The 22,574-nt window shown below is 65.9% G+C and carries 26 protein-coding genes; 10 read left to right on the forward strand and 16 right to left on the reverse strand.

Annotated features, from left to right (window positions below; translation table 11 throughout):
• The 6 genes from sdhA to P0Y59_13910 all read right to left on the reverse strand — a co-directional run bounded on the left by sdhA (position 1) and on the right by P0Y59_13910 (position 4,103).
• The gene (sdhA, locus tag P0Y59_13885; protein WEJ98047.1) at positions 1–1,803 is read right to left on the reverse strand and encodes a succinate dehydrogenase flavoprotein subunit; all 1,803 of its coding nucleotides are present in this window, start codon (positions 1,801–1,803) and stop codon (positions 1–3) included.
• Complete coding sequence (gene sdhD, locus P0Y59_13890) at positions 1,803–2,192, reverse strand: succinate dehydrogenase, hydrophobic membrane anchor protein (GenBank protein WEJ98048.1); 390 nt, start codon at positions 2,190–2,192, stop codon at positions 1,803–1,805. Before sdhD ends, sdhA begins: the two co-directional genes overlap by 1 nt.
• Position 2,193: 1 nt before the next feature.
• Positions 2,194–2,610 (reverse strand): succinate dehydrogenase, cytochrome b556 subunit, encoded by a 417-nt coding sequence (gene sdhC, locus P0Y59_13895; GenBank protein WEJ98049.1) that lies wholly within the window; start codon positions 2,608–2,610, stop codon positions 2,194–2,196.
• Between the two features lie 135 nt (positions 2,611–2,745).
• Positions 2,746–3,378, reverse strand: coding sequence for an ATP-dependent Clp protease proteolytic subunit (locus P0Y59_13900; GenBank protein WEK02575.1), 633 nt, complete (start codon positions 3,376–3,378; stop codon positions 2,746–2,748).
• Between the two features lie 54 nt (positions 3,379–3,432).
• Positions 3,433–3,792 carry an SRPBCC domain-containing protein gene (locus tag P0Y59_13905; protein WEJ98050.1) on the reverse strand — a complete coding sequence of 120 codons (360 nt, stop codon included), beginning with the start codon at positions 3,790–3,792 and terminating at the stop codon, positions 3,433–3,435.
• On the reverse strand, positions 3,789–4,103 hold the full coding sequence (locus tag P0Y59_13910) for a metalloregulator ArsR/SmtB family transcription factor (GenBank protein ID WEJ98051.1): 315 nt from the start codon (positions 4,101–4,103) through the stop codon (positions 3,789–3,791). The genes P0Y59_13905 and P0Y59_13910 overlap by 4 nt, the downstream gene beginning before the upstream one ends.
• A 183-nt stretch (positions 4,104–4,286) precedes the next feature.
• On the opposite strand from P0Y59_13910, the gene P0Y59_13915 reads away from it, so the two are divergent.
• Both P0Y59_13915 and P0Y59_13920 read left to right on the forward strand, forming a co-directional pair.
• Complete coding sequence (locus tag P0Y59_13915) at positions 4,287–5,630, forward strand: methyl-accepting chemotaxis protein (protein WEK02576.1); 1,344 nt, start codon at positions 4,287–4,289, stop codon at positions 5,628–5,630.
• Positions 5,631–5,666: 36 nt separating this feature from the next.
• Positions 5,667–7,037 (forward strand): methyl-accepting chemotaxis protein, encoded by a 1,371-nt coding sequence (locus P0Y59_13920; protein WEJ98052.1) that lies wholly within the window; start codon positions 5,667–5,669, stop codon positions 7,035–7,037.
• 67 nt (positions 7,038–7,104) lie between these two features.
• Here P0Y59_13920 and P0Y59_13925 read toward each other — a convergent pair whose 3' ends face one another.
• From P0Y59_13925 to P0Y59_13935, 3 genes are all read right to left on the reverse strand, one after another.
• Positions 7,105–7,341, reverse strand: coding sequence for a hypothetical protein (locus P0Y59_13925; protein ID WEJ98053.1), 237 nt, complete (start codon positions 7,339–7,341; stop codon positions 7,105–7,107).
• A 132-nt stretch (positions 7,342–7,473) separates the two neighbouring features.
• Entirely contained in the window at positions 7,474–8,469 is a 996-nt protein-coding gene (locus tag P0Y59_13930; GenBank protein ID WEJ98054.1) for an alpha/beta hydrolase, read from the reverse strand.
• Positions 8,470–8,809: 340 nt separating this feature from the next.
• A complete protein-coding gene (locus P0Y59_13935) occupies positions 8,810–9,124 on the reverse strand; it encodes an N-acetyltransferase (protein WEJ98055.1) in 315 nt (104 codons plus the stop codon).
• 103 nt (positions 9,125–9,227) lie between these two features.
• Here P0Y59_13935 and P0Y59_13940 point away from each other — a divergent pair, with 103 nt between their 5' ends.
• Both P0Y59_13940 and P0Y59_13945 read left to right on the forward strand, forming a co-directional pair.
• Positions 9,228–9,929 carry an HAD family hydrolase gene (locus tag P0Y59_13940; protein ID WEJ98056.1) on the forward strand — a complete coding sequence of 234 codons (702 nt, stop codon included), beginning with the start codon at positions 9,228–9,230 and terminating at the stop codon, positions 9,927–9,929.
• A gap of 71 nt (positions 9,930–10,000) precedes the next feature.
• Complete coding sequence (locus P0Y59_13945) at positions 10,001–10,981, forward strand: phosphoribosylaminoimidazolesuccinocarboxamide synthase (protein WEJ98057.1); 981 nt, start codon at positions 10,001–10,003, stop codon at positions 10,979–10,981.
• Positions 10,982–11,005: 24 nt separating this feature from the next.
• Here P0Y59_13945 and P0Y59_13950 read toward each other — a convergent pair whose 3' ends face one another.
• Both P0Y59_13950 and P0Y59_13955 read right to left on the reverse strand, forming a co-directional pair.
• Positions 11,006–11,872 (reverse strand): hypothetical protein, encoded by an 867-nt coding sequence (locus tag P0Y59_13950; protein WEJ98058.1) that lies wholly within the window; start codon positions 11,870–11,872, stop codon positions 11,006–11,008.
• A 77-nt stretch (positions 11,873–11,949) separates the two neighbouring features.
• Positions 11,950–12,486: a septal ring lytic transglycosylase RlpA family protein gene (locus P0Y59_13955; protein WEJ98059.1), complete on the reverse strand. Its 537-nt coding sequence runs from the start codon at positions 12,484–12,486 to the stop codon at positions 11,950–11,952.
• On the opposite strand from P0Y59_13955, the gene P0Y59_13960 reads away from it, so the two are divergent.
• A complete protein-coding gene (locus P0Y59_13960; protein WEJ98060.1) occupies positions 12,473–13,597 on the forward strand; it encodes an alpha/beta fold hydrolase in 1,125 nt (374 codons plus the stop codon). The two genes, P0Y59_13955 and P0Y59_13960, sit on opposite strands and share 14 nt — an antisense overlap.
• Positions 13,598–13,638: 41 nt before the next feature.
• On the opposite strand, the gene P0Y59_13965 is transcribed toward P0Y59_13960, so the two are convergent.
• The gene (locus P0Y59_13965) at positions 13,639–14,709 is read right to left on the reverse strand and encodes a phosphatase PAP2 family protein (protein WEJ98061.1); all 1,071 of its coding nucleotides are present in this window, start codon (positions 14,707–14,709) and stop codon (positions 13,639–13,641) included.
• A 297-nt stretch (positions 14,710–15,006) separates the two neighbouring features.
• Between P0Y59_13965 and P0Y59_13970 the strand changes: the two genes are divergently transcribed.
• On the forward strand, positions 15,007–15,705 hold the full coding sequence (locus P0Y59_13970) for an SDR family NAD(P)-dependent oxidoreductase (GenBank protein ID WEJ98062.1): 699 nt from the start codon (positions 15,007–15,009) through the stop codon (positions 15,703–15,705).
• A gap of 46 nt (positions 15,706–15,751) precedes the next feature.
• Here P0Y59_13970 and P0Y59_13975 read toward each other — a convergent pair whose 3' ends face one another.
• Positions 15,752–16,165, reverse strand: coding sequence for a helix-turn-helix domain-containing protein (locus tag P0Y59_13975; GenBank protein ID WEJ98063.1), 414 nt, complete (start codon positions 16,163–16,165; stop codon positions 15,752–15,754).
• Positions 16,166–16,267: 102 nt separating this feature from the next.
• Between P0Y59_13975 and P0Y59_13980 the strand changes: the two genes are divergently transcribed.
• Positions 16,268–17,137 carry an SDR family oxidoreductase gene (locus P0Y59_13980; GenBank protein WEJ98064.1) on the forward strand — a complete coding sequence of 290 codons (870 nt, stop codon included), beginning with the start codon at positions 16,268–16,270 and terminating at the stop codon, positions 17,135–17,137.
• 87 nt (positions 17,138–17,224) lie between these two features.
• Positions 17,225–18,202 (forward strand): 50S ribosomal protein L11 methyltransferase, encoded by a 978-nt coding sequence (locus P0Y59_13985; protein WEJ98065.1) that lies wholly within the window; start codon positions 17,225–17,227, stop codon positions 18,200–18,202.
• A gap of 28 nt (positions 18,203–18,230) precedes the next feature.
• Here the strand turns inward: P0Y59_13985 and phhA are convergent, their stop codons facing one another.
• Entirely contained in the window at positions 18,231–19,103 is an 873-nt protein-coding gene (phhA, locus tag P0Y59_13990; GenBank protein WEJ98066.1) for a phenylalanine 4-monooxygenase, read from the reverse strand.
• A 23-nt stretch (positions 19,104–19,126) separates the two neighbouring features.
• On the opposite strand from phhA, the gene P0Y59_13995 reads away from it, so the two are divergent.
• The gene (locus tag P0Y59_13995) at positions 19,127–19,831 is read left to right on the forward strand and encodes a TIGR02117 family protein (protein WEJ98067.1); all 705 of its coding nucleotides are present in this window, start codon (positions 19,127–19,129) and stop codon (positions 19,829–19,831) included.
• A complete protein-coding gene (locus P0Y59_14000) occupies positions 19,831–20,526 on the forward strand; it encodes an alpha/beta hydrolase (GenBank protein WEJ98068.1) in 696 nt (231 codons plus the stop codon). The genes P0Y59_13995 and P0Y59_14000 overlap by 1 nt, the downstream gene beginning before the upstream one ends.
• A 168-nt stretch (positions 20,527–20,694) precedes the next feature.
• Here P0Y59_14000 and P0Y59_14005 read toward each other — a convergent pair whose 3' ends face one another.
• Positions 20,695–22,035, reverse strand: coding sequence for a DUF3443 family protein (locus P0Y59_14005; protein WEJ98069.1), 1,341 nt, complete (start codon positions 22,033–22,035; stop codon positions 20,695–20,697).
• The gene (locus P0Y59_14010) at positions 22,032–22,529 is read right to left on the reverse strand and encodes a DUF2844 domain-containing protein (GenBank protein ID WEK02577.1); all 498 of its coding nucleotides are present in this window, start codon (positions 22,527–22,529) and stop codon (positions 22,032–22,034) included. Before P0Y59_14010 ends, P0Y59_14005 begins: the two co-directional genes overlap by 4 nt.
• Positions 22,530–22,574: the final 45 nt, after the last annotated feature.

Below are 22,574 nucleotides of genomic sequence, written 5' to 3' on the forward strand. Positions count from 1 at the left end.
TCAATAAACCCGCTTCTTCGGCTTGATATAATCGATATCGTCGGTGAGCGTGTAATCGTGCACCGGGCGGTAATCGATCTCGGTGGTGCCGCCCTTGCCGCCCCAGCCGTCGAATGTCGCGACGGTGTGCTTCATCCAGTTCGCGTCGTCGCGGTCGGGGAAATCCTCATGCATGTGCGCACCGCGGCTTTCCTGGCGGTTGGCGGCGCCCTTGATCGTGACCACGGCCTGGCCGATCAGATTGTCGAGCTCCATCGTCTCGACCAGATCGGTATTCCAGATCAGCGAGCGGTCGCTGATGCCGACATCGGCGAAGCTTGAATAGATCGCGTCCATCTTGGTGACGCCCTCCGCCAGCAGCGCGGTGTCGCGGAACACGGCGCAATGCTTCTGCATCGTGCGCTGCATCTCGGCGCGGACCTTCGCGGTCGGCGCGGCGCCCTTCGCATTGCGGAAATGATCGAGCCGGGTGAGCGCGAACTCCTCCGAGCCCTTGGGCAGCGCATTGTGCGGGGTGTTCGGCTTGAGCTGGTCCTTGAGGCGCAGGCCGGTCGCACGGCCGAACACGACGAGATCGATCAGCGAATTGGAGCCGAGCCGGTTGGCGCCGTGCACCGAGACGCAGGCCGCCTCGCCCACCGCGAACAGGCCGGGGATGATCGTGTCCGGGTTGCCGTCCTTGTTATGCACGACCTCGCCGTGATAATTGGTCGGGATGCCGCCCATATTATAATGCACCGTCGGCGTGACGGGCAGCGGCTGGCGCGTCAGGTCGACACCGGCGAAAATCTTGCCCGTCTCGGTGATGCCCGGCAGGCGCTCGTGCAGCACCTTGGGATCGATATGGTCGAGGTGCAGGTAGATATAATCGCCATGCTCGCCGACGCCGCGCCCTTCGCGCATCTCCATCGCCATCGAGCGCGCCACCACGTCGCGGCTAGCCAGGTCCTTCGCCGACGGGGCATAGCGCTCCATGAAGCGCTCGCCCTCGGAGTTGGTCAGATAACCGCCCTCGCCGCGCGCGCCCTCGGTGATCAGCACGCCCGCGCCATAGATGCCGGTCGGATGGAACTGGACGAACTCCATGTCCTGAAGCGCGATGCCCGCGCGCAACGCCATGCCGTTGCCGTCACCGGTGCAGGTGTGCGCCGAGGTCGCCGACTGATAGACACGGCCGCCGCCGCCCGTCGCCAGCACCACCGCATGGCTGCGGAAGCGATGGATCGAGCCGTCCTCCATGCACAGCGCAATGACGCCGCGGCACTGGCCGTTCTCCATGATGAGATCGAGCGCGAAATATTCGACATAGAAGTCGGCGTCGTACTTCAGGCTCTGCTGGTAAAGCGCGTGGAGCATGGCATGGCCGGTGCGGTCGGCCGCGGCACAGGTGCGCTGCACGGGAGGACCCTCGCCCATATTCTGCATATGGCCACCGAACGGGCGCTGGTAGATCGTCCCGCTCTCGTTGCGGCTGAACGGCACGCCGGCATGCTCGAGTTCATAGACCGCCGCCGGGGCCTCGCGAACCATATATTCGATCGCGTCCTGGTCGCCGAGCCAGTCCGATCCCTTGACGGTATCGAACATATGCCAGGTCCAGTGATCCGGCGAGTTGTTGCCCAGGCTCGCCGCGATGCCGCCCTGCGCCGCCACGGTGTGGCTGCGCGTCGGGAACACCTTGGTGATGCAGGCGGTCTTCAGGCCCGACTCGGCGATGCCCATGGTCGCGCGCAGGCCCGACCCGCCCGCTCCCACGACCACCGCGTCATAGGTGTGGTCGATGATCTTATAGGCTTCCGGCATCAGACTGGCGCTCCGGCGGCAAAGGCGATCCTGAGGATCGAGAAGATGGCGATCGCGGCTGACGCGACGGTGAAGAAGTTGAGGGCGAGCATGGCGGCGACGCGGCCCTCGTCATGGAGGTAATCCTCGATCGCGACCTGAAGGCCCATGCGGAAATGATAGAAGACCGACGCGATCAGCAGGATCATCGGGATCGCCGCCCAGGCCGAGGCCATCCAGTCGTGCACAGTCGCGAAATCATAATTGGGCAGGCGCGCGATCGACGCGAGCAGCCAGAGCATCAGGAACAAGTTGGCCGCGGCGGTCACCCGCTGGTTCCACCAGTGATGCGCGCCTTCCCTGGCGGAGCCGAGGCCGCGGACGCGGCCGAGTTCGGTACCGTTGCCCATCTTATTTCCCCACGAGCAGATAGGCCCAGAACAGGGCGGTGAAGGTGATCGAGAAGACGAAGGTCAGCCAGGAGCCGGCCCGGTTGATCTTGAGCTCGAAGCCGGCGCCCGCGTCCATGATGAAATGGCGGATGCCGGTGGCGATGTGCTGGAACAGCGACAGGGTCAGCCCGATGCCGAAGACATAGCCGACGATGTTCAGCCGGCCGTCCGCCAGCGTGAAGATGTCGGTGAAGGCAGCATAGGTTTCCTTGCCGCCCGCCAGGGCAGCAAGCCACCACACGAGCAGGATCGTGCCGACCGTCGCCAGCCCGTCACCGGTCACGCGGTGAAGGATCGAAACGGTCATATGGACGCCCCATTTCCACGCCGTCAGGTGCGGCGAGATCGGTCGGGCGGGGTTGCGTGGGCTAGCCAAGGCGGGAAATCCTCTCGGACGGTCAGTGGCGCCGTATTAGTCCCGACGTCCCGCGATGCAAGGTGGATTGGACACAGGAGGCGATGCGCGCGATCGCGACCGATCACGCTGGCCCTGTTCGCCGCATCCCGGTTTCTACGAGTCTGTAATTGCGCGCGACGAGTCATCCGTCGTTTCGGGTGCTGCCTCCCGCTCGGTCAGGATATGATCGATGAGACCCCATTCAAGCGCCTCCTCGGCCGTCATGAACCTGTCGCGGTCCAGGACCCGTTCGACCTCCTCATAGGTGCGCCCGCAATGCTCGGCATACAGCCTCGTGATACGGTGCTTGGTCTTCTCCACTTCCGCGGCATGGATGAGGATATCCGACGCCTGCCCCTGGAATCCGCCCAGGGGCTGATGAACGTGCAGGCTTGCATTGGGCAGCGCGGCGCGCTCGCCGGGCTGACCCGCCATCAGCAGGAACGACCCCATCGAGCGAGCCGTCCCCATGCACAGGGTATGCACCGGCGCCCTGATGTACCGCATGGTATCGTACATCGCGAGGCCGCTGGTGATGACGCCGCCGGGAGAATTGATGTAAAGCTGGATCGGCTTTTTCGGATTCTCGCCTTCCAGAAAAAGCAGTTGCGCGCAGACTAGCGCCGAAATCGTATCGTTGACCTCTCCGTTGAGGAAGATGATCCGTTCGCGAAGCAGGCGGGAATAGATGTCGAAAGACCGCTCCCCCCGGCTTGATTGCTCGATGACCATGGGGACGAGTTGCATCGCTTCGCGCACGGGCGAATTCCTTTTCTTCCGGTATTTCTTCGGTCGGCGGTGTCAGGCAGCGCGCAGGAGGCAGGACCAGTTGTTGTTCGCCGCGCTTGGCGGCCGGCGGCCCAGCCGTGCATCCGTGAGCCCGTGGATGATTCTCAGCCTGGTGCCCCCCGCCGCATTGGGCTCGACCCGGAACGTCACCACGCTTTCGAGGAAGGGCGGTTCTCCGTCCTGCATCCTGTAGCGGATTTCCTCGCCCGGCGCGGTGGAGACCGGCTCCATGTCGGCCAGATCTCCTTTCGGCAACCAGGTCTCGCGAAAGGCGGGGATGCTGATCGCCCGCCACACCTTTTCGGGCGGCGCATCGAGGTCGTAGTCGAGCACCAGGTCCTGCGCCGGGCTCTCGCCCTTCACGTCGTTCATTGGTCCATATCCTTCAGCAAGGCCTTGAGGGCATCGACACGGGCCGGCCAATAGGCGCGATACTTCGTCAGCCATCCGGCGATGAGCGCCAGACCATCCGGATCGACCTGATAGTTCACGAAGCGGCCCTGCCGCTCCTCCCGCACCAGCCTTGCGTTGCGCAGGACCGAAAGATGCTGGGACATCGCCGGCTGGCTGATCGTCATCCCCTCGCGCAAGGCGCTGGCGTTCATGCTCCCGCTCGCCAGCTTCTCGAAGATCGCACAGCGGGTCGGGTCGGCCAGCGCCTTGAAGATGTCATTCTGGATCATGCCGATACATAAGCACTCACTTATCTGATTCGCAAGCCCCCAGGCGCCGACTGGCACCGTTTTGCGCATAAATCGGCACCACTTCCTAACTCGCCTTTAACCTTATCCCGATAGCTCCTCTGCAGAACCGCTTGGACGCGGATGGTCGCCAGCTACGGAGTTCCGCCCTTGACCCCCAGTGACTTGCCCACCCCCGGCACGATTGCCGCCAAGGTGGATATCGCGGCCAGGCTTCGCGTCTTCGATGTCGACGGATCGCTGGCGGGCGCCAGTCGCGATGCGTGGAACGTGATCGAGCCCGAAATCCGGGCGATCTCGGAGGGCTATTGGCAGCAATGGCTGCGCTGTTTCGCCGACGAACGCATCTGGGCACCGCACGAAACCGCGAAGATGATCGAGGTCGGCTGCACCTTCCTGCGCAACCGCTTCCTCGACACGACCGGCCGGGCCTGGATCGAATCGATCGAACGCTCCGTCGCCGCCGCCTATGTCGGCGACGTCTCGCCGCTCGCGCTGCTGTCGATGATCAATGCCAGCGACCGGGTCGCGCTTGGCGTCATTACCCGCAAGGTCGACCGCGACGATGCGCGCCTGCCGGTGCTGGTCGATACGCTCATGCGCCTATCCGCGCTCGAGGGCGAGATCACCGTCGCCATCTACAATGCCTATCGCGAGCATCTCGCCCAGGCCGGCCGCGACAAGCTCGCCGCCGAGTTTCGTGACGGAATCGCCCAGATGGTCGAGAGCGCAACCCAGGAATCGAGCGCCCTGCGCGGCCAGTCGGTGCGTACCTCCACTTCGGCGCGCGGCATGCTCGGCAAGACCTCCGAAGTCGCCGCCGCCGCGGAGCAATCAGCCGTCGCGATGCGCGAGGCGGCGCAGACCGCCGCCGGCCTGATCCGCGCGATCGAGGATGCCCGTACCGAAGTCGAAGCAGCCGCGGAGATCGCCACCCGCGCATCGAGCCAGGCCGGCCTTGCGGTCGGCATGTCCGAAACCCTGTCAGACCATGCGCAATCGATCGAATCGATCCTTGGCCTGATCCGCGACATTGCCGGTCAGACCAACCTCCTCGCCCTCAACGCAACGATCGAAGCAGCGCGTGCCGGCGACGCCGGCCGCGGTTTCGCCGTGGTCGCCCAGGAAGTGAAGAGCCTCGCCAACCAGACGGCCCGCGCCACCGACGATATCGCCGCGAAGATCGCGGCGATCCAGTCCGCCACGCGATCCACCGTCGATACCAACGCGTCGATCAAGGCAACCGTTTCCGAAGTGCAGGAAAGCGCCAACCGAATCCGCTTCGCCATGGAAGCGCAGGCGCAGACCGTGACGGCGATCACCGCCGCGGTGGACGAGACAGCCCTTGCCGCCGATTCAATGTCCAACACGATCGCCGCCATCCGCGAGGATACCGAGACCGTCGCTTCCGACATCGAGCGCGTCGGCCAGGGATTCGATTCACTTGATGGTAGGCTTGGTACGCTCAAGAACAGCGCGGGCGAGTTCGTCGCCAAAGTCGCTGCATGAGCCCAGGACTCGTGGGCATTGGGAGGATGTGACTGAATGGCGCAGAATAGCGCAGGCAGTATAGGGGGCTGGAGCGGCGATTCGCGCTCCATCGCAGAGCATGTCGCGAACTATGACTGGGACGGCGCGATCGCCCCGGCCTCGGCCGAAATCGCGCGCCTGATCCAGGGCAGCGAGGCGGATATCGCCGCGGCTTTCTGGGAACAATATCTGGCGCTGCCGGTGGTCTCGCACCTGCGCAAGCATCTCGGGCCTGACCAGATCGCCAGGCGGGTCGCCCGTAGCGCCGAATATACCCGCGCCAAATATCAGCGGCCGTTCGATGATGCCTGGATGCTGATGGCCTTCCGCCATGCCGATGGATCGCACCGGCTGAACATTCCACTCCAGGCATTATTGTCGTCGCTGAGCTTCTCGCACAGCCGCACGCTCGAGGTGATCGAAAGGAAGATGGGCGGCGACACAAGCCGGCTGCGTGAGCTTTCCGATGTGGTCCAGCGGCTCGGCCTGGTCGAGGCCGATGTGATGGCGTCGCACCTTGGCGCGCGCGATGTCGAGCGTGCGCGCGAGGAGCGGCGGACCCGCTCCGCCCAGTTCAGCGAAAGCATCGCCCAGTCGATCGAAGGCACGGCGACGCTTGGTAACCGGATCCGGGTGCAGGCGCAGCGCGCCTCTGCTTCAGCGCGCGGCATGCTCGGCAAGACCTCCGAAGTTGCTGCCGCCGCCGAACAATCGGCGATCGCGATGCGCGAGGCCGCGCGGACCGCCGCCGGCCTGATCCGCGCGATCGAGGATGCCCGCGGCGAAGTGGAAGCGGCGGCCGAAATCGCGACCCGTGCGTCAAGCCAGGCGGGCGACGCCGTCGGCATGTCCGAAACGCTGAGCGTCCATGCGCAGTCGATCGAATCGATCCTGGGCCTGATCCGCGACATTGCCGGCCAGACCAACCTTCTCGCCCTCAACGCGACGATCGAGGCGGCACGTGCCGGCGATGCCGGGCGCGGTTTCGCGGTCGTCGCGCAGGAAGTGAAGTCATTGGCGAACCAGACGGCCCGCGCCACTGACGATATCGCCGCCAAGATCGCCGCGATCCAGTCGGCCACGCGATCGACCGTCGACACCAACGCATCGATCAAGTCGACCGTCTCCGACGTGCAGGACAGCGCCAACCGAATCCGCTTCGCCATGGAAGCGCAGGCGCAGACCGTGACGGCAATCACCGCCGCGGTGGATGAAACGGCGCTTGCGGCCGATTCCATGTCCAACACCATCGCGACGATCCGCGAGGACACCGAAAGCGTAGCCACCGAGATCGATGCGCTGGGCCGCGAGTTCGGCGAGGTCGACGACCGGCTGAGCGGGTTGAAGGGGGCAGCGGATACGTTCTCGGCGAGTGTCGCGGCTTAGACATAGTGAAGGTGTGGCCTGAGTCCTGCTCAGCGCGGCTCCGAATCGATCCGCTTCGCAGGTGTTGCTACAATGGGACCCGCCACGGATCTTCGGGACCGATATCGGTCAACGCGCAGTCGAGATAGAAGGCCGCATGGGACGGTTCCCCCGGACTACCACTGGCCCCGTCCGCAAGACGCGCCGCATATGCGCCGGCCTTGTCGATATGAAAGTCGCGCGCGTCGACAGTCTCAGCGGCCTTCGCCTTCTTCAATTCTTCGCGAAGGCCGTGCCAGCATGAGGTCCGCTCGATCGTTTGCATCGGCCTGCTCCAACGAGAGGGAGAGGATCATCCGACCCTCCTATGATATCAAAGACGGCATTGGCAGCGGATACCTTCTCGGCGAGGGTAACGGCCTTGGGCTGGCTCACCAGTTGCAGGCCCAATTCCAGACTAAGCCGGCCGCCGCCACTGTTCCTTGACGAAGCGGGCGACCTCCTCCGCCAATTCCTTATCCTCCGGCGCTCCCATGAAACCGCCATGCGGCATCGCCTCGAAGATGTGGAGTTCGGTCGATATGCGCGCCCGGCGCAGCACGCGATGCATCCTGACCGCGTTGGACAGGAAAAGGTCCCGCGTGCCGCTCTGAATAAAGGTGGGAGGAAAGCCTTGCTGAAAGTCGCCGAAGAGCGGCGAGAGATAGGGATGCGTTAGATCGGCGCCACCGGCATAGAGCAGGTTCGTCGACATGAGCGGCCCGGGCAGGACCACGTCGATGGTCCGGTTGGCGTGGAAGCTGTCGCCTGATTCAGTCAGGTCGACCTCAGGCGACAGCAGGACCAGCGCCGCCGGCAAGGGAAAGCCCTCGTCCCGCGCGCGGAGCACGGTGGCGACAGCGAGATTACCGCCGGCCGACCTGCCGCCGATGACGATATCCTCCGGGCGGTGATGATCCAGGACGTGCCGATAGGTGACCATGCAGTCGTCCAGCGCGGCAGGATATGGGTGTTCGGGCGGCGTCCGGTAGTCGACGCCGTAGCAAACCACGCCATGCTGGTCGGCCTGCATCCGTGCGCCCGCACGACACGCCTCGCCTCCCCCGAAGATCAGCGCGCCACCATGGAGATCGATATAGGCACCCCCGGCGAAGGTCGCCGTCTCCGGCGTGGCTACATGAACGGTCGCCTCGCCGAGCTCGATCGTCTCGACGCTCGAACGCAGGCTGCCTGCCAGTTCCTTGACAGCCGTTGCGTAGTGAAGGTCGACCGCAGCCTTCATGCCCAGCCATGCTTCATGATCGTCAGGCGGCGGCATGACGTGCAGGGAATTGAGCGGAACCCCGTCTTCGCGCACGAGACGCCTGAGGGCAGCCTGAGCCTCCGCGCTGATCGACTGCGGGAAGGGCACCATATGGTGATCGATCCTTACGCCCGCTTGATTTTCTTCCATCAGCCTGTTCCTGGATCGCGACCACGTTGAGGGCCTCCGCTTAGCGCCCCTCGCGCCAGGAAACAGCCCTCCCCTCGCCGACACCATCGCGACGACCGCGAGGCACCTGAAGCATCACCACCGGGATCGACGTGCGTCCGGTCCATAGTCTCGTTTTACCGGGCCCCGAATCCCGCATGGTACTCGACCTCGCCCACAGGATTGTCGCCGCTGAAGGCCAGGGCCTGAAAATATTCGGGTGGCACCCCGCCATAGGTCAGGCCGGCACGAGGCTCGAAGCCGAAACGCCGATAATATCCGGGATCGCCAAGGACGACACAGCCGCGCGCGCCCCGCGCTTTCAGATCGTCCAGCCCCCCCCCGCGATGAGCCGGGAGCCGATGCCCTCGCGCTGGCGCCCGGGGGCAACGGAAACCGGCCCCAGTCCGAACCATCCCCGATCTGCGCCGTCGATCGTGATAGGCGAGAAGGCGACATGCCCGACCAGAATGCCGTCATCGATGGCGACCAGCGACACCGTCAGCGCGCCAGCGGCCCGAAGCGCATCGACGATCGCCGCTTCGGCCTGCTCGCTGTGCGGCTGGCCGATAAAGGCAGTCTGCGTCACGGTGCGGATGGCGGCTTCGTCGCCGGGACGTTCCTGAACGATCTGCATCCTGCTCTCCTCGGCGCGCATGCTACCGCAAAAGCGGGAAACGGGGAGCATCGCGCAAAACATATCCGTGGCTCGCCAATGCCCTGCGCGCTAAGCGCGCGCCATGACGATACGCCTTATCTGCCTCGATGCCGACGATACGCTCTGGCACAATATGCGCCATTTCAACGCGACCGAAGAGGCGTTGCTGGAGATGCTTCGCCCCTTCGCTGACGCAAGCGTGGCACGCCCGACCCTGGAAGCGTGCGAGGCGCGAAACCTTCCGCTCTACGGCTACGGCGCCAAGGGCTTCACCCTGTCGATGATCGAAACGGCCGTCGACCTGTGCGGAAACGACCTCAAGCCGAAGATGGTCGCTGACATCCTGGCCGCCGGTCGGTCGCTGCTCGCGCACCCTGTCGAATTGTTCGACGGCATTGCGCAGACGCTTGAAGATCTGGAGGATCGCGGTCGACTCGTTCTCGTTACCAAGGGCGACCTGCTCCATCAGGAGGCGAAGCTGGCCGCGTCGGGTCTTGGGGAGCGCTTCACCGGCGTGGAGATCGTGAGCGACAAGACCGCCGGCACGTTCAGCCATCTCTTCGACCGATACGACGTCAAGGCCGACGAAACGATCATGGCGGGCGACTCGATGCGGTCTGACGTGCTGCCCGCGCTGCAGGCCGGTGCCTGGGCAGCGTATATTCCGCAGGACGGTGCCTGGAAGCACGAGAGCGCACCCCCTCCCGACGACGCGGCTCGTTACGCCCGGCTCGGCCGCCTGGCCGAGCTTCCGGCGCTGATCGATCGTATCAACAGCGCTTGAATCCCGTCCTGCTGCTGGCACGAGCGGGAGGCCTGAGCTAGGGGACGCCTGCCCCGGAATAAGGAACGTCCATGTCGCCCCAGGATCTTGCCGCCTACGCCTCGCGAACATTGGACGATGCTACGATCCCGCAGCTTCCCCGGCACTATCGCGGCAAGGTGCGCGACAATTACGATCTCGCCGACGGACGGCGGATCATCATCGCGAGCGATCGACTGAGCGCCTTCGACCGGATTCTCTGCACGGTACCGTTCAAGGGCCAGATCCTGACCCAGACCGCGCGCTTCTGGTTCGAGCAGACGGCCGATATCTGCGCCAACCATGTGCTCGGTTATCCGGACCCCAATGTCCTGCTCTGCCGCCGGCTCGACATCCTGCCGGTCGAGATCGTGGTACGCGGCTATCTCGCGGGGACGACGGGCACGTCGATCCTGACGCTCTACAAGGCCGGCCAGCGCAGCATGTACGGCATGACGCTGCCGGACGGGATGCGGGACAATGAACGGCTGCCAGCCCCGGTCATCACCCCGACCAGCAAGGAATTCGACGGCGGACATGACGAGCCGCTGACGCCGACCGAAATCCTCGATCGCAACCTCGTCACACCGGCGCAATGGGAGGAGCTGAGCGCCACCGCGCTCGCTCTGTTCGCGCGCGGGCAGAAGCTGGCGGCAGAGCGCGGCCTGATCCTGGCGGATACCAAATATGAATTCGGTGTCGATGCGGAGGGCAGGATCATCCTGGCGGACGAGATCCACACGCCGGACAGCAGCCGTTACTGGAAGCAGGCAAGCTATGCCGGGCGCTTCGAGGCTGGCGAGCGGCCCGAAAGCTTCGACAAGGATTTCATCCGTTCCTGGGTGGCGGCGCGCTGCGATCCCTACAAGGACGCCATCCCCGCCATCCCGCAGGACCTCGTGCTGAAGACCTCGGCAATCTATGTCGAAGCGTTCGAAACGATCACCGGAAAGACATTCGAGCCCGACCTAGCCGGCGCGACGGTGCTCGACCGGATCGTCGAGCGGCTGGCCCCCTTTTTCGAGCCCGGCTGACCGGAAACGCCAGCGGACCAGCCGTCAGAAAGCAACGCCGGGCCGCAGGACGATCTGGAAAAAGAGCAGCAGCGCGATCAGGGCGATGCCCGGACCCGCGAGGCTCGTTCTCCCGTCGTCGTCTATCCTGCGGCGTCGACGCGAGAAGGACGCGCCGAGAACCAGCCAGCCAATGCCGATCAGGTTCACGATTGCCGGAACCAGCGCCACCTCGACTGGATTCCGCGGCATGCGATAGGGCGCGACGAGCAGGACGCAGGCGACTGCGGTGAGGAGCATCGCCACGCCGAACGCCCGGGTCCGAAACGCTTCAGGTCTCGCCAGGCCCGCAGGCGCGAGGGTCGCGAGGGTCGCGAGGACAATCCCCGCTAGGCCCATCGCAAGAGTCACCGCCAGCAGGAGCACGCCCTTCCCCACCTCGCTCACCCCGAGAAAGGCGAGCGCGCGTCCCATGTCGTTGCCGGGCAGCACCGTCCCGATCGCGAACTGGCTCAGCGACTGGAACAGCCCCTGGAACGCCATCCAGAACAGGAGAAGGCGCCAGGTGCCGGAAAGGCGGGGGCGGACAAGCAGGATGACCAGCGAGGCAAGGCCGCTTGCCAGCGTGGCGAGCGCGCCAGTTCCCTGGAGCAATTCAGCGACCGGCGCATCGCCCGTCCAGGAATGGTCGTTGTGATACAGCACCGGCGCGAGACCCGGCGTCAGGGCCTTCGGGACGACCAGCCAGAGTTCCTGCCAGAAGAAGGTCAGGTTGAAGGCAAGCACGCACAGGAGGATCGAGCTCAGGCCCGGCCGGAGCGAGATTCCCGGCGCCGGACGCCCAAGACGCGCCATGCCGAGGACAAGCGGCGCGAGCCCGACCGCCGCCACGAGTATCAAGAGTGCCTGCATCTTTCCCCTCGGACCCCCGTCTGCCTGCCAACCCGGGCGATCGCAACCGTTGCCGATGATGCGGCGCGGTGCGTTCGTTACTGGCCCGCCGCGGTCATTTGTCCGCGCAGATTCTGCAGCACCTGTTCCGATACGGGCGGCAGGCCGCGCGCGGGCTTGCCGTGGCGGAGGCGTTCGCGATCCTTCTCCGCCGGCTCGACCCGGCGAACCCGCACGGGCGCGCGACCCTGCACTTTCATGCCGAGCAGTTCCGCCGCGCCGCGCGACAGATCGATGATGCGCGGGCCCGGCACGAACGGCCCGCGATCATTGACCCGCACGACGATCCGCCGTCCGGTATCGAGCGAGGTCACCTCGACATAGGTGGGCAATGGCAGGGTCGTGTGGGCAGCGGTCACCCAATCGGGGCGGAAGCGTTCGCCATTGGCGGTGCGATCCCCCGACTCATGTCCGTACCAGCTCGCATAGCCGAGCATGTCATAGGAGGGATCGACAGCCGGCACATAGGTCGTCCCCCGCACCTGATAGGGTTGCCCGATCTTGACCGGCAGATCGGCGACGGGCCGGAAATTGCCGCCGGCACAGGCCGACAGCGCAAGAATGGCGGCCGCCATGGTCATGATCCGCGTCGCGCAACGTCTCCGCATGCGCCGGACCCTAGAAAAAAGCCGGGCGATCACAAAGCCCCGATGTGCGCCTGCCTGTTTTTCGCGCCGAAAGATCACGCGCGGCCGCAGGAGGCCGATCGAGGTGGCGCTGCACAAGGTTTCGTGTGTACCGGCGTCCAGCCGCTACGCGGCGAACCGGCGCAAATGGAAAACGACCATGAACATGCTGAAGGCCAATGGCATCGATCTGGCCTATGAGAGTTTCGGTGACGACGATGCCGAGGCGATCCTGCTGATCGCCGGGCTCGGGACTCAGATGATCCGCTGGACAATCCCGTTCTGCCTGGATCTGGCGGCGCGGGGCTATCGCGTGATCCGCTTCGACAATCGCGACGCGGGCTGTTCGACTCATTTCGCCGATCGGCCGATCCCGGATTTCGGCACGCTCGCCGCCATGCTCATGGCCGGTCAGCGGCCCGACGTGCCCTATACCCTCCACGACATGGCCAGCGACGCCATCGGCCTGCTCGATGCGCTGTCGATCGACCGGGCCCATCTCGTCGGCAGGTCGATGGGCGGCATGATCGCGCAGATCGTCGCAAGCGAGCATCCGGATCGGGTCCTGTCGCTTACCTCGATCATGTCCGGTTCGGGCAACCCTTCCCTTCTGCCAGCCGCGCCGGATGTCATGGCGATGATGACGACACGCGCGCCGGACCCCTTCGCCGACGAGGCAGGATTCCTGGCCCACAGCCTGGCTTTTGCGCGGCGCATCGCCGGCAGCGGCTATCCGTTCGACGAGGACGCGCAACGGGCGCTGGTTCTCGATGAACTGCGGCGGGCCCATGATCCGGGCGGCTTCGGGCGACAGATCGCCGCGATCGCCGTCACCGGCGACCGCCGGACGCGGCTGGCCAGCATCACCGCGCCGACGCTGGTGGTGCACGGGGCAGACGACCCGCTGATCCTTCCAGCCTGCGGCGAGGATACGGCATCGTCAATTCCGGGGGCCGAGTTCATGCTGGTCAGCGGCATGGGGCATGATCTGCCGCCTGCCCTGTACCGGACGGTCGCCGATGCGGTGGAACGGGTCGCCCGCCGTGGCACGCAGCGTTAGGCCAGCAGATCGGGCGTCACCCGAAGAGAGATCGATCGCTTTCAACCCTGAGGGGGAAATAGCCTCTCGCCGGACTCGGGTGCGAGGATCGGGGCCATCAGCGCCGTGGTCCGCCATATGCCGATCGTCAGCATGATGCCGATCAGTCCGTCGACGGCGTAGTGCCAGCCGAGGTGGATCGACCCGATCCATATCAGCGCCGCGAAAACGGACATCGCCCAGCCAAGCCATCGGTGCGCATTGAACCCGCCGATGGCGAACAACGTGGCCATCGCGACGTGCATCGACGGGGCGGCCGAGATGCCGCCGGCCGGGGCATAATCGCGGAGCCGGTAGGCATCCAGGAGCATCGGCTGGAAATCGAGCGCGGCGATCGGCCAGCCGATCGCCTCGGCACGCTGGTCCTGCTTGCCAAGCAACAGATCAAGTGCCCCGAACCCGGGGTGAGGGCCAACCACATCGGTGTAGTAGCACGGGCCGGCCGATCCCAGCAGCCAGGCGGCGAGTCCGCCGACGATCACCCAGGCCAGCAGCCAGCTTGAGACGAGCCGGAGGCGATCGAGGGAGGTTCGCGCGCCGATCGCGGCGATCATCGGGAACGCGACCATCATCGGCATCCACAAGGAATAAAGCCGGTCGAGCACGATCGTGGCGTAAAGCGAGGGCATCAGCGCATGCGACAAGCGCCAGGGATCATTGCCCAGAAACAGAATGCGATCGATCGCGCCCAATAGCGGATCGAGCGGGAAACCGCGCATCGGCAGCACCATCTGCTTGAAGATGCCGAAAACGGGTATCGTCAGTCCGACAAGCAGCGAAACGAGGAACAGCAGCCTCGCCCGATCGCCACCAAAGCGATTCTGTGGGGGAAGGTCGCGCTGGGTGAAACGCAGGCCGGCCCCGAGCAGGGTGCCGATGAACAGCGCCACAGCGACGAACTTCAGCACGACAGGAATGACGTCGACGAAAGGAAGCCCGGTAACCCAGGTCAAGACCAGCCCGGTCGCGGCAACCATGGCCAGCATCGTCCCGACCGCCGCCGCGTCGGTCATCCCGCACCAGTGGATCGACGCGCGGAACATGCCACCTGATGTCGAACTGTTCGAAATCATTGACTGTAGCCCCCCTTTCCGCCTGCTATTTCCCAAAAATGAAAGAAGAGTGTAGCGCCTCCTCGAGAAAGAATATTAGATCCGGATCGGTGATATTCGCAGCATTACTCAATGCGCCGCGCTCTACACTTGGACCGGATCGCATAATCCCGAATACGCACGCCAGGCGATGGCCGCGGATCACCACATGGCCGCCAGTCATTTCCGGCCAGTCCAGGAAAATGAGAAGGTTACGACCTTCGTTCGTGTCCGAAGCGGGGGTGACGGCGGCCGTGCGCGGCGGCTATGGCCCGCGCCATGACCAACATCCTCCTCACCGGCAGCAGCCGCGGGATCGGGGCGGCCATTGCCGTCGCGCTTGCCCGCCCTGGCATCCATCTCATCGGCCAGGGCAGGGCGAGCGGCATTCCCGCCGACTTCGCCGATCCGGCAGCCCCACAGGCATTGTGGGATTCGGCGCTCGAGCTGTTCGAGGGGCGGGTCGACGTCCTGATCAACAATGCCGGCGTGTTCGAGGCGAACCCGGTCGACCGGCCGCATGACGAGTGGGTCGCCGACTGGGAGCGCACGATGCGCATCAACCTGACCGCGTCGGCCGAGCTCTGCCGGCTCGCCGTGCGTCACTGGCAGGAACGCGAGTCCGGCGGCCGGATCGTCAACATCGCCAGCCGCGCCGCCTATCGCGGCGATTCACCGGCGCACTGGCACTATGCCGCGTCGAAGGCCGGCATGGTCGCGATGACCAAGTCGATCGCGCGGGGCTATGCCGCCCAGGGTATCCTCGCCTTCGCGGTGTGTCCCGGTTTCACCATGACGGGCATGGCCGAGGAATATCTGGCGAGCCGCGGCGGCGACAAGCTGCTCGCCGACATCCCGCTCGGCCGGGTCGCGATGCCGGAGGAAGTGGCCGAGGCAGCGCGCTTCCTGGCGCTCGACGCGCCGCCATCGATGACTGGCGGCGTGATCGACGTGAACGGGGCGAGCTACGTCCGCTGACGATCGGTATTCGACGTTCGGCGCCCCGCGCTGAACGCCGAATACCCTATGCCGCCCGTGCCATCCGTCCACGGGCCTCAAGCACGGTCGCGAAATTCGCCTCGGCCCATTCGACCAGCCCGAGCAGTGGCGCGGCGAAGCTCCGGCCGAGCGGCGTCAGCGAATAGGTGACGCTCGGCGGCACCGTCGGCTGAACGTCGCGGTGGACGAAGCCGTCGGTCTCGAGCGTGCGCAGCGTCTGGGTGAGCATCCGCTTCGAGATGTCGGGCACGGCTCGGGCAAGCGCGCTGAATCGCTTCGGCCCGGCCGCCAGCGCCGAGAGAAGCAGCATCGACCAGCGATCCCCGATCTGGTCGAGCAGGTTGCGCACCGGGCAGCGCGTGTCGTCGAACCCCATCGCGACCCAGCTCTCGAACTTGGCGCCAAGCGCCGCATGCGCCGCCGGTTGGGGGTCTTGCATGGTATCCTCCAGGTAACCAGGGTACGGGAAAGTGCCGTCTTACGGACCTGACTTATGGTCTCTATCTGAGACCTGGTCAACAAACCGAGACTGGAACCGATCATGAGCACCACCCCCCGTTTCTTCGTTACCGGCGCGAGCGGACAGCTCGGCCGACACGTCGTCGCAGCACTTGCCGAGCGCGCCGGGCCCGCCGCGGTGGCGGCGATCGTCCGTGACCCCGCCCGTGCCGCCGGGCTCTTTCCCGAAGGCGTTGCCGTCCGCGAGGGTGATTATGACCGGCCCGAAACGCTCGACGCCGCGTTGGCGGGCGCGGAACGCGTGTTGCTGATCTCGTCCAATGCGCTCGGCGCGCGAGTCGCCCAGCATGGCACGGTGATCGACGTAGCGCGGCGCGCTGGCGTCAAGCGCATCGCCTATACCAGCGTGCTCCACGCCGATGTCTCTGCGCTCGGCCTGGCCGAGGAACATCGCAAGACGGAGGCACTGGTCGCGGCGAGCGGCCTGCCCTTCACCCTGTTGCGCAACGGCTGGTACACGGAGAATTACACCGCCTCGATCCCATCCGCCCTCCAGCACGGTGCCCTGATTGGCAGTGCGGGCAACGGGCGCATCTCGAGCGCGGCCCGCGCCGATTATGCCGTGGCGGCAGCGGCCGCGCTGATCGACGATACCGGGCCCCGCGTCGTGCACGAACTGGCGGGCGATACGTCCTACACGCTGGCCGGCTTCGCCGCCGAACTCTCCCGCCAGGCAGGGCGTACGATTCCCTATGTCGACATGCCCGAGGTCGACTATCGCGCGGCGCTTCTCGGTGCCGGCCTGCCCGAGGGACTGGCCGCGCTGCTGGCGAATTCGGACTCAGCGGCGGCGCATGATGCGCTGTTCGACGAATCGCATGGGTTGGCACGGCTGATCGGCCGGCCGACCACGCCTCTCGCCGAGTCGATCGCCGAAGCGCTCAGGGCATAAGCGCTTCACGCCGCCGCTCTTCGGGGCGGCGGCGCTTGTCGAAACCCGGTTCTTCTGCTTGGCGCTCCGTACGAACGGAGAAACCTGATGGCCGAGAGCTGGAAGCTCACCTTGCCCTGCACCCGCGACGAAGCGGAGGCGATCGATTTCGAGTCACCGGCGCTGGCGGCGCTCGATCCAGCGCCGGTGTTGCTGACCAGCGAGGAGGTGGAGGACGATCCCGACAGCTGGCGGCTCGACGCCTTTTTCGACGGCAAGCCCGATGCCGCGACCGTTGCGGTGGTGCGCGCGCTGGTGCCGAGCGGCGCGGCGAGCAAGGCGAAGCCCGAGCGCGTGGTCGAGCAGGACTGGGTCACGCTGAGCCAGGCCGGGATCGAGCCTGTCCATGCCGGACGATTCTATATCCATACCGAGGCCAATCGCGGCACGGTGCCGCCCGGCACCCGTGCGTTCCGGATCGAGGCGAGCCGCGCGTTCGGCACCGGGCAGCACCAGACGACCAGCGGCTGCCTGATGACGCTCGACGGGTTGAAGCAGCGCGGCGCGATGTTCCGCAATGTCATCGATGTGGGCACGGGAACGGGGCTGCTCGCTTTCGCCGCGATGCACCTCTGGCCACGGGCCTATGCCACGGCGTCCGACATCGACCCGGCCTCGATCGAGGTGACGGCAGACAATGCCGATCTCAACGGCATCGCGCTGGGACACAGCAAAGGGCAACTCGCGCTTGCTGTCGCTTCCGGCCTTGACCATCCGCTCATCGCACGACGCGCACCCTATGACCTGATCGTCGCAAATATCCTGGCGGGTCCGCTGATCGCCCTGGCCCCGGCGATCGGCGCCGCGCTCGAACCGGGCGGGACGCTGGTGCTGGCGGGGCTGCTCGACACCCAGGCCGCAGCGGTCGCCCGGGCCTATCGGCGCGAAGGTCTGTTCCTCGCCGGACGCACGCAGATCGGGGACTGGCCGACGCTGAGGCTGCGCAAACGGCAGCGCCTCGGGTGGAGAAGGCCGGTGCGGAACAGCGGCAAGGAAGCTGAGACCCCGGGTTTCGGAAGCTGGTAATTTATTCCTCCCCGGAGCGGGGAGGAATTTAGCGGGCCGCCTTCCCCCGCGCGTAGTCCTGCGTGCCATGAGTCAGCACCACATCCCCGGGCAATATCTCCGCCACCGGCACATCCGGCTGCGCCATGATCTCGGCGTAGAGCGGCGCGAAATCGGTCTCCACCGTCAGCCGAAGCAGGTCGTCGAAGCTCTGGATCACGAAATAATTCTGCTGGAAATCGTCGATCCGATATTCAGTCCGCATCACCCGCTTCAGGTCGAAGGCGATCCGGTTGGGGCTTGGATCGTCAAGCGCGAAGCGGCTTTCGGCGAAGCTGGAGACGATGCCCGAACCATAGATGCGCAGGCCCTCGGGCTGCGCGATCAGGCCGAATTCGACCGTGTACCAGTAGAGCCGGGCGAGATGCTTGAGCGCCCCGAGCTCGAGCGCGCGTTGCCCGCCGCGGCCATAGGCCTCAAGATAATCCGCGAACACCGGATCGGCGAGCATCGGCACATGGCCGAACACGTCGTGGAAGACGTCGGGCTCCTGCAGATAATCGAGCTGGTCGGGCCGGCGGATGAAATTGCCCGCGACGAAGCGCCGGTTGGCCATGTGATCGAAGAACACGTCGTCAGGCACCAGGCCGGGCACCGCGACGACCTGCCAGCCAGTCAGGCCCATCAGCCGCTCGGACAGTTCCTCGAAATCGGGGATGCCGGGCTTGGAGAGCTTGAGCACGTCGAGACCGCGAAGATAGGCCTCCGACGCACGGCCGGGGAGCAGCTTTGCCTGGCGGTCGAACAGCGTGTCCCACACCGCATGTTCCCCGGGCGTATAGTGCGACCAGTCCTGCGGAATCGTCCAGTCGGGAGACGCGCCCTCGGGCGGGCAGTCGAGAACATGCGTTTCGTCCGTCATTGAAATACCATATCACACTCGCGATGCCGCCGAAAATCCACCCGCTGCGGAACGGCGCAAGGCTGCTGGGCGCGGCCGTCGCCGCGCTGGTCGCAATCCTCCTTGCTTATGGCGCGGCGGGCATGGTCGGCGGGACGATCCCGTCCAATCCCGGCTGGACGCAGCCTGAAACAGGCGTGCGAATCTATATCGAGAGCAACGGCATCCACACCGGCATCGTCGTGCCCATGGTCGGCGGGGGCGAGGACTGGCGCGACCTGCTTCGTGCCGAAGACCTGCGCGATCCGCGCTATGCCGGGTACAGCCATGTCTCGATCGGCTGGGGCGAGCGGACCTTCTATCTCGAAACGCCGACCTGGGCCGATGTGAAGCCGCTGACCATCCTCGGCGCGGCAATGGGCAGCGACCGCACGGTGATTCATGTCGACCATGTGCCCGAGCCGCGCGTTGACGTCGATGACGAGGGGGACATACGTAGCGTGGTACTGCGCCCCGACGAGTATCGCCGCCTTGCCGCGTTCATCCGCTCCAGCTTCCGGACCCACGATGGGCAACGGCCGGGCCACCAGTTCGGCTATGCCGGTTATGACGCCTTTTACGAGGCGCGGGGCCGGTACAGCGCGGTTCGGACCTGTAATGCCTGGACTGGCGATGCGCTGCGCCATGCCGGCGTGCGGGTCGGCGCCTGGACGCCCTTTCCCGTGACGGTGCTTGGATGGTTCGAATGATGGCCGAGGCGAAGGCCCCTTCCCTGCTGCTCTGGGCGATGGAGCTGCCGCGCGGCGCGCTTGGGCTGGGACAATTCCTCTGGGGCCGGCGCAAGCTCGCCGCGGCGCCGCGGGGCGACGGGCGTCCGGTCCTGATCCTGCCCGGGCTGGTCAATGCCGACCGGTCGAACTTCGCGATGCGCGGTTATCTCAACCGGCTTGGTTACCGCGCCTATGGCTGGGGCCTTGGGCGCAATTTCGGCGCACGTGCGATCGGGCCCGAGGGCGAGAAGCTGTTCGAGCGAATCAGCGAGATCCATGGCGAGACGGGCGAGAAGGTGACGCTGATCGGGGTCAGCCTGGGCGGGATCATGGCGCGGATGGCGGCGCACCGCGTGCCAGATCTGGTCCGCGAGGTGATCACGGTCAGCTCGCCCTTCGCCGGCAGCCCGCGCGCGACCAATGTGTGGCGCGCGTTCGAATGGCTGACGGGCGACCGGATCGACGATCCCCGGGTGAAGGCGATGGCGGCCGAAGTGGCGCGGCCGCTGCCCGTCCCCGCGACGGCGATCTGGAGCGCGAGCGACGGGCTGGTCAACGGCGCGATCTGCCGCGAGCCGGGACGCCGGCACATCCGCGTGCGGAGCAGCCATATCGGCGTGCAGGTGCGGCCCGAAGTGCTGCTGGCGATCGCGGCGGTGCTGGGCGGCGAATAGAGGCAGATTCATCTCGCTTAGATCGTCACCCCGGACCTGTTCCGGGGTCCACCGTGCCACGTGCCAACGGGTTTCGACTCCCACGGGCCGGTGGATGCCGGAACAGATCCGGCATGACGGATGTGATTGCGCACCTCTCGGAATCCCCGGCCAAACGGCCGTCGCGCGTCAGAAGGCGAAATAAGGCCCCTGCACCCCGCCCGCCGGACGACCCTCGATCGCGGTATAGACCGTACGGCCGAAGAAGAAGGGTATGCCGAAATCGAAGCTGTTGGCGAAGGGCAGCGGCGGCGTGACCAGTGTCGGGTTCACCCCAAGCCCGGGCGCCACGGTCGAGGAGCCGGCGACCATGAGCGGGCTGTACAGGGTGAACATGCCGCTTGCGGTCGTTCCGTTGGTCCCGGTCAGCATCGGTGACAGCGACGTCGGCGACGCCGGGCAGTAGAAGGCGATCAGGCTCTTGTCGGTGCAGGGACTGAGCGCCGTATCGATGAAGTAATAATCGTTGCTGCCGCTATCGAGGAAACTCTGGGTCAGTTGCTTGCCGTTATAGGTGGCGGTGAGCACGCCCGGCCCGAGCCGGCTCGACGTGGTCGTCACCGGCAACACGCTGGCGGCGGTCAGTGCGTTGTCGGCCTGGGTGCCGATGCCGAAGGTCACCGTGCCGGTCAGCCTCGCCAGCCCGGCCTGCGGCACCGACGGCAGGGTGAGGATGGTGCCGTTATTGTCGACCGGGAAGGCAGCCACCGGGTTGGGCAGTTGCTCGAACGGCGCCGCCGCGTTCGACGCGCGACCGATGATCGCGCTGCATCCGCCGGACGGACAATCATAATAGATCGCCGCCGAGGATCCCCCCGCGCTTGTGCAATAGGCGCCGCAGTCAGTGGTGGTCGTGCCGACACCGATGATCCCGTTGGCGCCGAAATCCTGCACCGTCGTGACCGCGCTTCCGCCGCCCGCCGAACAGGTCGATGGCACGGCGGCGAAGCTGCCGGAATCTCCGATCGCCTGGAAGGGCATGTTGGCGACCTTCTCCCCCGCGATCGAGAAATCCGCGGTGCGCACCGAGCCGAAAGCGTAGGAATTGACGTATTGATAGCATTCGCCGACCGGATTGCTGGCGCCGTCGGTTTCAGTCGGCAAGGCTGACAGGAGGCTCGCGTTGAGCACCGGCTGGATGATCCGCAGCCCGACCGATCCGGTGTCGAGGATGATATGGTCGATCGTCTGGCAATTGCTGGTCGACCCCGGCGCGCAGATGGTGACCGTCACATAGGGTTCGTTGAACGCAGTGTATGCGTTGGAACCGACGCCGAGCGCGGCGGGACCCGCATCGAGCGTGACGGTCGCCGTGTTCGCGGTCGCGGCGGGCGTTGGCGTGGGGGTCGGGGTGGGCGTTGGGGTCGGTGCCGGCGTCACCATGGCGACCGGGGTCGACGAATCGGAACCGCCACATCCAGTCAGGACCAGCGCGGCGATCAGGGCAAGGAACGGGCGAGCTCCGATCATGGCTGTTGCGGCAGGTCGGCGGGCGAAAAGCCGGCCGGCGCGAGCGAGGGGATGAAGGCGACACCGCTGAACCAGCCCATATGCCCTCCGGTCTGGATTTGCAGGTCGGCCTGGTTGACCTGCTGGGGACGGCGCAGCGAATGCATCGCCCGGCCGGTCGCGCCACCGGCCGCCTGGAATGTCGTGAAATAGCGGCCGAGCAGCGCGCGCAGATCAGGCTTGCCCGGTCCCGACCAGGTTATCGCGAAAACCTGCCCATTGGCGTTGGTGAATTCATGCACGGCCCCGCCATTGGCGCGGGTCAGGTCGTGACGGGCATAGCTGCCCATCGTCACCGAGGCCATCTGCGCCGCCATGCGCGCGCTGTCCGACTTCACGCCCGAAACCGTCCCCCCAAGCTCGGCATGAACGCCGGACGCCAGAAGACTGGACGCAACGAGGAATGTGGCGGTGACGAGGGGGAGCGCGATACGGCGCGGACGGACATGTGACACGGTCGGCAAACTTTCCGGATTATGGCCCGGTTACGCCGCGTACTC

Origin of the sequence: Candidatus Sphingomonas phytovorans, from assembly GCA_029202385.1 — a bacterium.
Taxonomy (GTDB): domain Bacteria; phylum Pseudomonadota; class Alphaproteobacteria; order Sphingomonadales; family Sphingomonadaceae; genus Sphingomonas; species Sphingomonas phytovorans.

What these genes read in the sequence shown, in the direction of transcription:
- P0Y59_14005 (WEJ98069.1), bottom strand. Translation starts at nt 22,035, where the DNA reads ATGATCGGAGCTCGCCCGTTCCTTGCCCTGATCGCCGCGCTGGTCCTG.
- P0Y59_13975 (WEJ98063.1), bottom strand. Translation starts at nt 16,165, where the DNA reads ATGCAAGACCCCCAACCGGCGGCGCATGCGGCGCTTGGCGCCAAGTTC.
- P0Y59_13910 (WEJ98051.1), bottom strand. Translation starts at nt 4,103, where the DNA reads ATGATCCAGAATGACATCTTCAAGGCGCTGGCCGACCCGACCCGCTGT.
- P0Y59_13970 (WEJ98062.1), top strand. Translation starts at nt 15,007, where the DNA reads ATGACCAACATCCTCCTCACCGGCAGCAGCCGCGGGATCGGGGCGGCC.
- P0Y59_13945 (WEJ98057.1), top strand. Translation starts at nt 10,001, where the DNA reads ATGTCGCCCCAGGATCTTGCCGCCTACGCCTCGCGAACATTGGACGAT.
- sdhA (WEJ98047.1), bottom strand. Translation starts at nt 1,803, where the DNA reads ATGCCGGAAGCCTATAAGATCATCGACCACACCTATGACGCGGTGGTC.
- phhA (WEJ98066.1), bottom strand. Translation starts at nt 19,103, where the DNA reads ATGACGGACGAAACGCATGTTCTCGACTGCCCGCCCGAGGGCGCGTCT.
- P0Y59_13985 (WEJ98065.1), top strand. Translation starts at nt 17,225, where the DNA reads ATGGCCGAGAGCTGGAAGCTCACCTTGCCCTGCACCCGCGACGAAGCG.
- P0Y59_13925 (WEJ98053.1), bottom strand. Translation starts at nt 7,341, where the DNA reads ATGCAAACGATCGAGCGGACCTCATGCTGGCACGGCCTTCGCGAAGAA.
- P0Y59_13940 (WEJ98056.1), top strand. Translation starts at nt 9,228, where the DNA reads ATGACGATACGCCTTATCTGCCTCGATGCCGACGATACGCTCTGGCAC.
- sdhD (WEJ98048.1), bottom strand. Translation starts at nt 2,192, where the DNA reads ATGGGCAACGGTACCGAACTCGGCCGCGTCCGCGGCCTCGGCTCCGCC.
- P0Y59_13935 (WEJ98055.1), bottom strand. Translation starts at nt 9,124, where the DNA reads ATGCAGATCGTTCAGGAACGTCCCGGCGACGAAGCCGCCATCCGCACC.
- P0Y59_13960 (WEJ98060.1), top strand. Translation starts at nt 12,473, where the DNA reads ATGGCGGCCGCCATGGTCATGATCCGCGTCGCGCAACGTCTCCGCATG.
- P0Y59_13930 (WEJ98054.1), bottom strand. Translation starts at nt 8,469, where the DNA reads ATGGAAGAAAATCAAGCGGGCGTAAGGATCGATCACCATATGGTGCCC.
- P0Y59_13950 (WEJ98058.1), bottom strand. Translation starts at nt 11,872, where the DNA reads ATGCAGGCACTCTTGATACTCGTGGCGGCGGTCGGGCTCGCGCCGCTT.
- P0Y59_13900 (WEK02575.1), bottom strand. Translation starts at nt 3,378, where the DNA reads ATGCAACTCGTCCCCATGGTCATCGAGCAATCAAGCCGGGGGGAGCGG.
- P0Y59_14000 (WEJ98068.1), top strand. Translation starts at nt 19,831, where the DNA reads ATGGCCGAGGCGAAGGCCCCTTCCCTGCTGCTCTGGGCGATGGAGCTG.
- P0Y59_13965 (WEJ98061.1), bottom strand. Translation starts at nt 14,709, where the DNA reads ATGATTTCGAACAGTTCGACATCAGGTGGCATGTTCCGCGCGTCGATC.
- P0Y59_13905 (WEJ98050.1), bottom strand. Translation starts at nt 3,792, where the DNA reads ATGAACGACGTGAAGGGCGAGAGCCCGGCGCAGGACCTGGTGCTCGAC.
- P0Y59_13955 (WEJ98059.1), bottom strand. Translation starts at nt 12,486, where the DNA reads ATGGCGGCCGCCATTCTTGCGCTGTCGGCCTGTGCCGGCGGCAATTTC.
- P0Y59_13920 (WEJ98052.1), top strand. Translation starts at nt 5,667, where the DNA reads ATGGCGCAGAATAGCGCAGGCAGTATAGGGGGCTGGAGCGGCGATTCG.
- P0Y59_13980 (WEJ98064.1), top strand. Translation starts at nt 16,268, where the DNA reads ATGAGCACCACCCCCCGTTTCTTCGTTACCGGCGCGAGCGGACAGCTC.
- P0Y59_13995 (WEJ98067.1), top strand. Translation starts at nt 19,127, where the DNA reads ATGCCGCCGAAAATCCACCCGCTGCGGAACGGCGCAAGGCTGCTGGGC.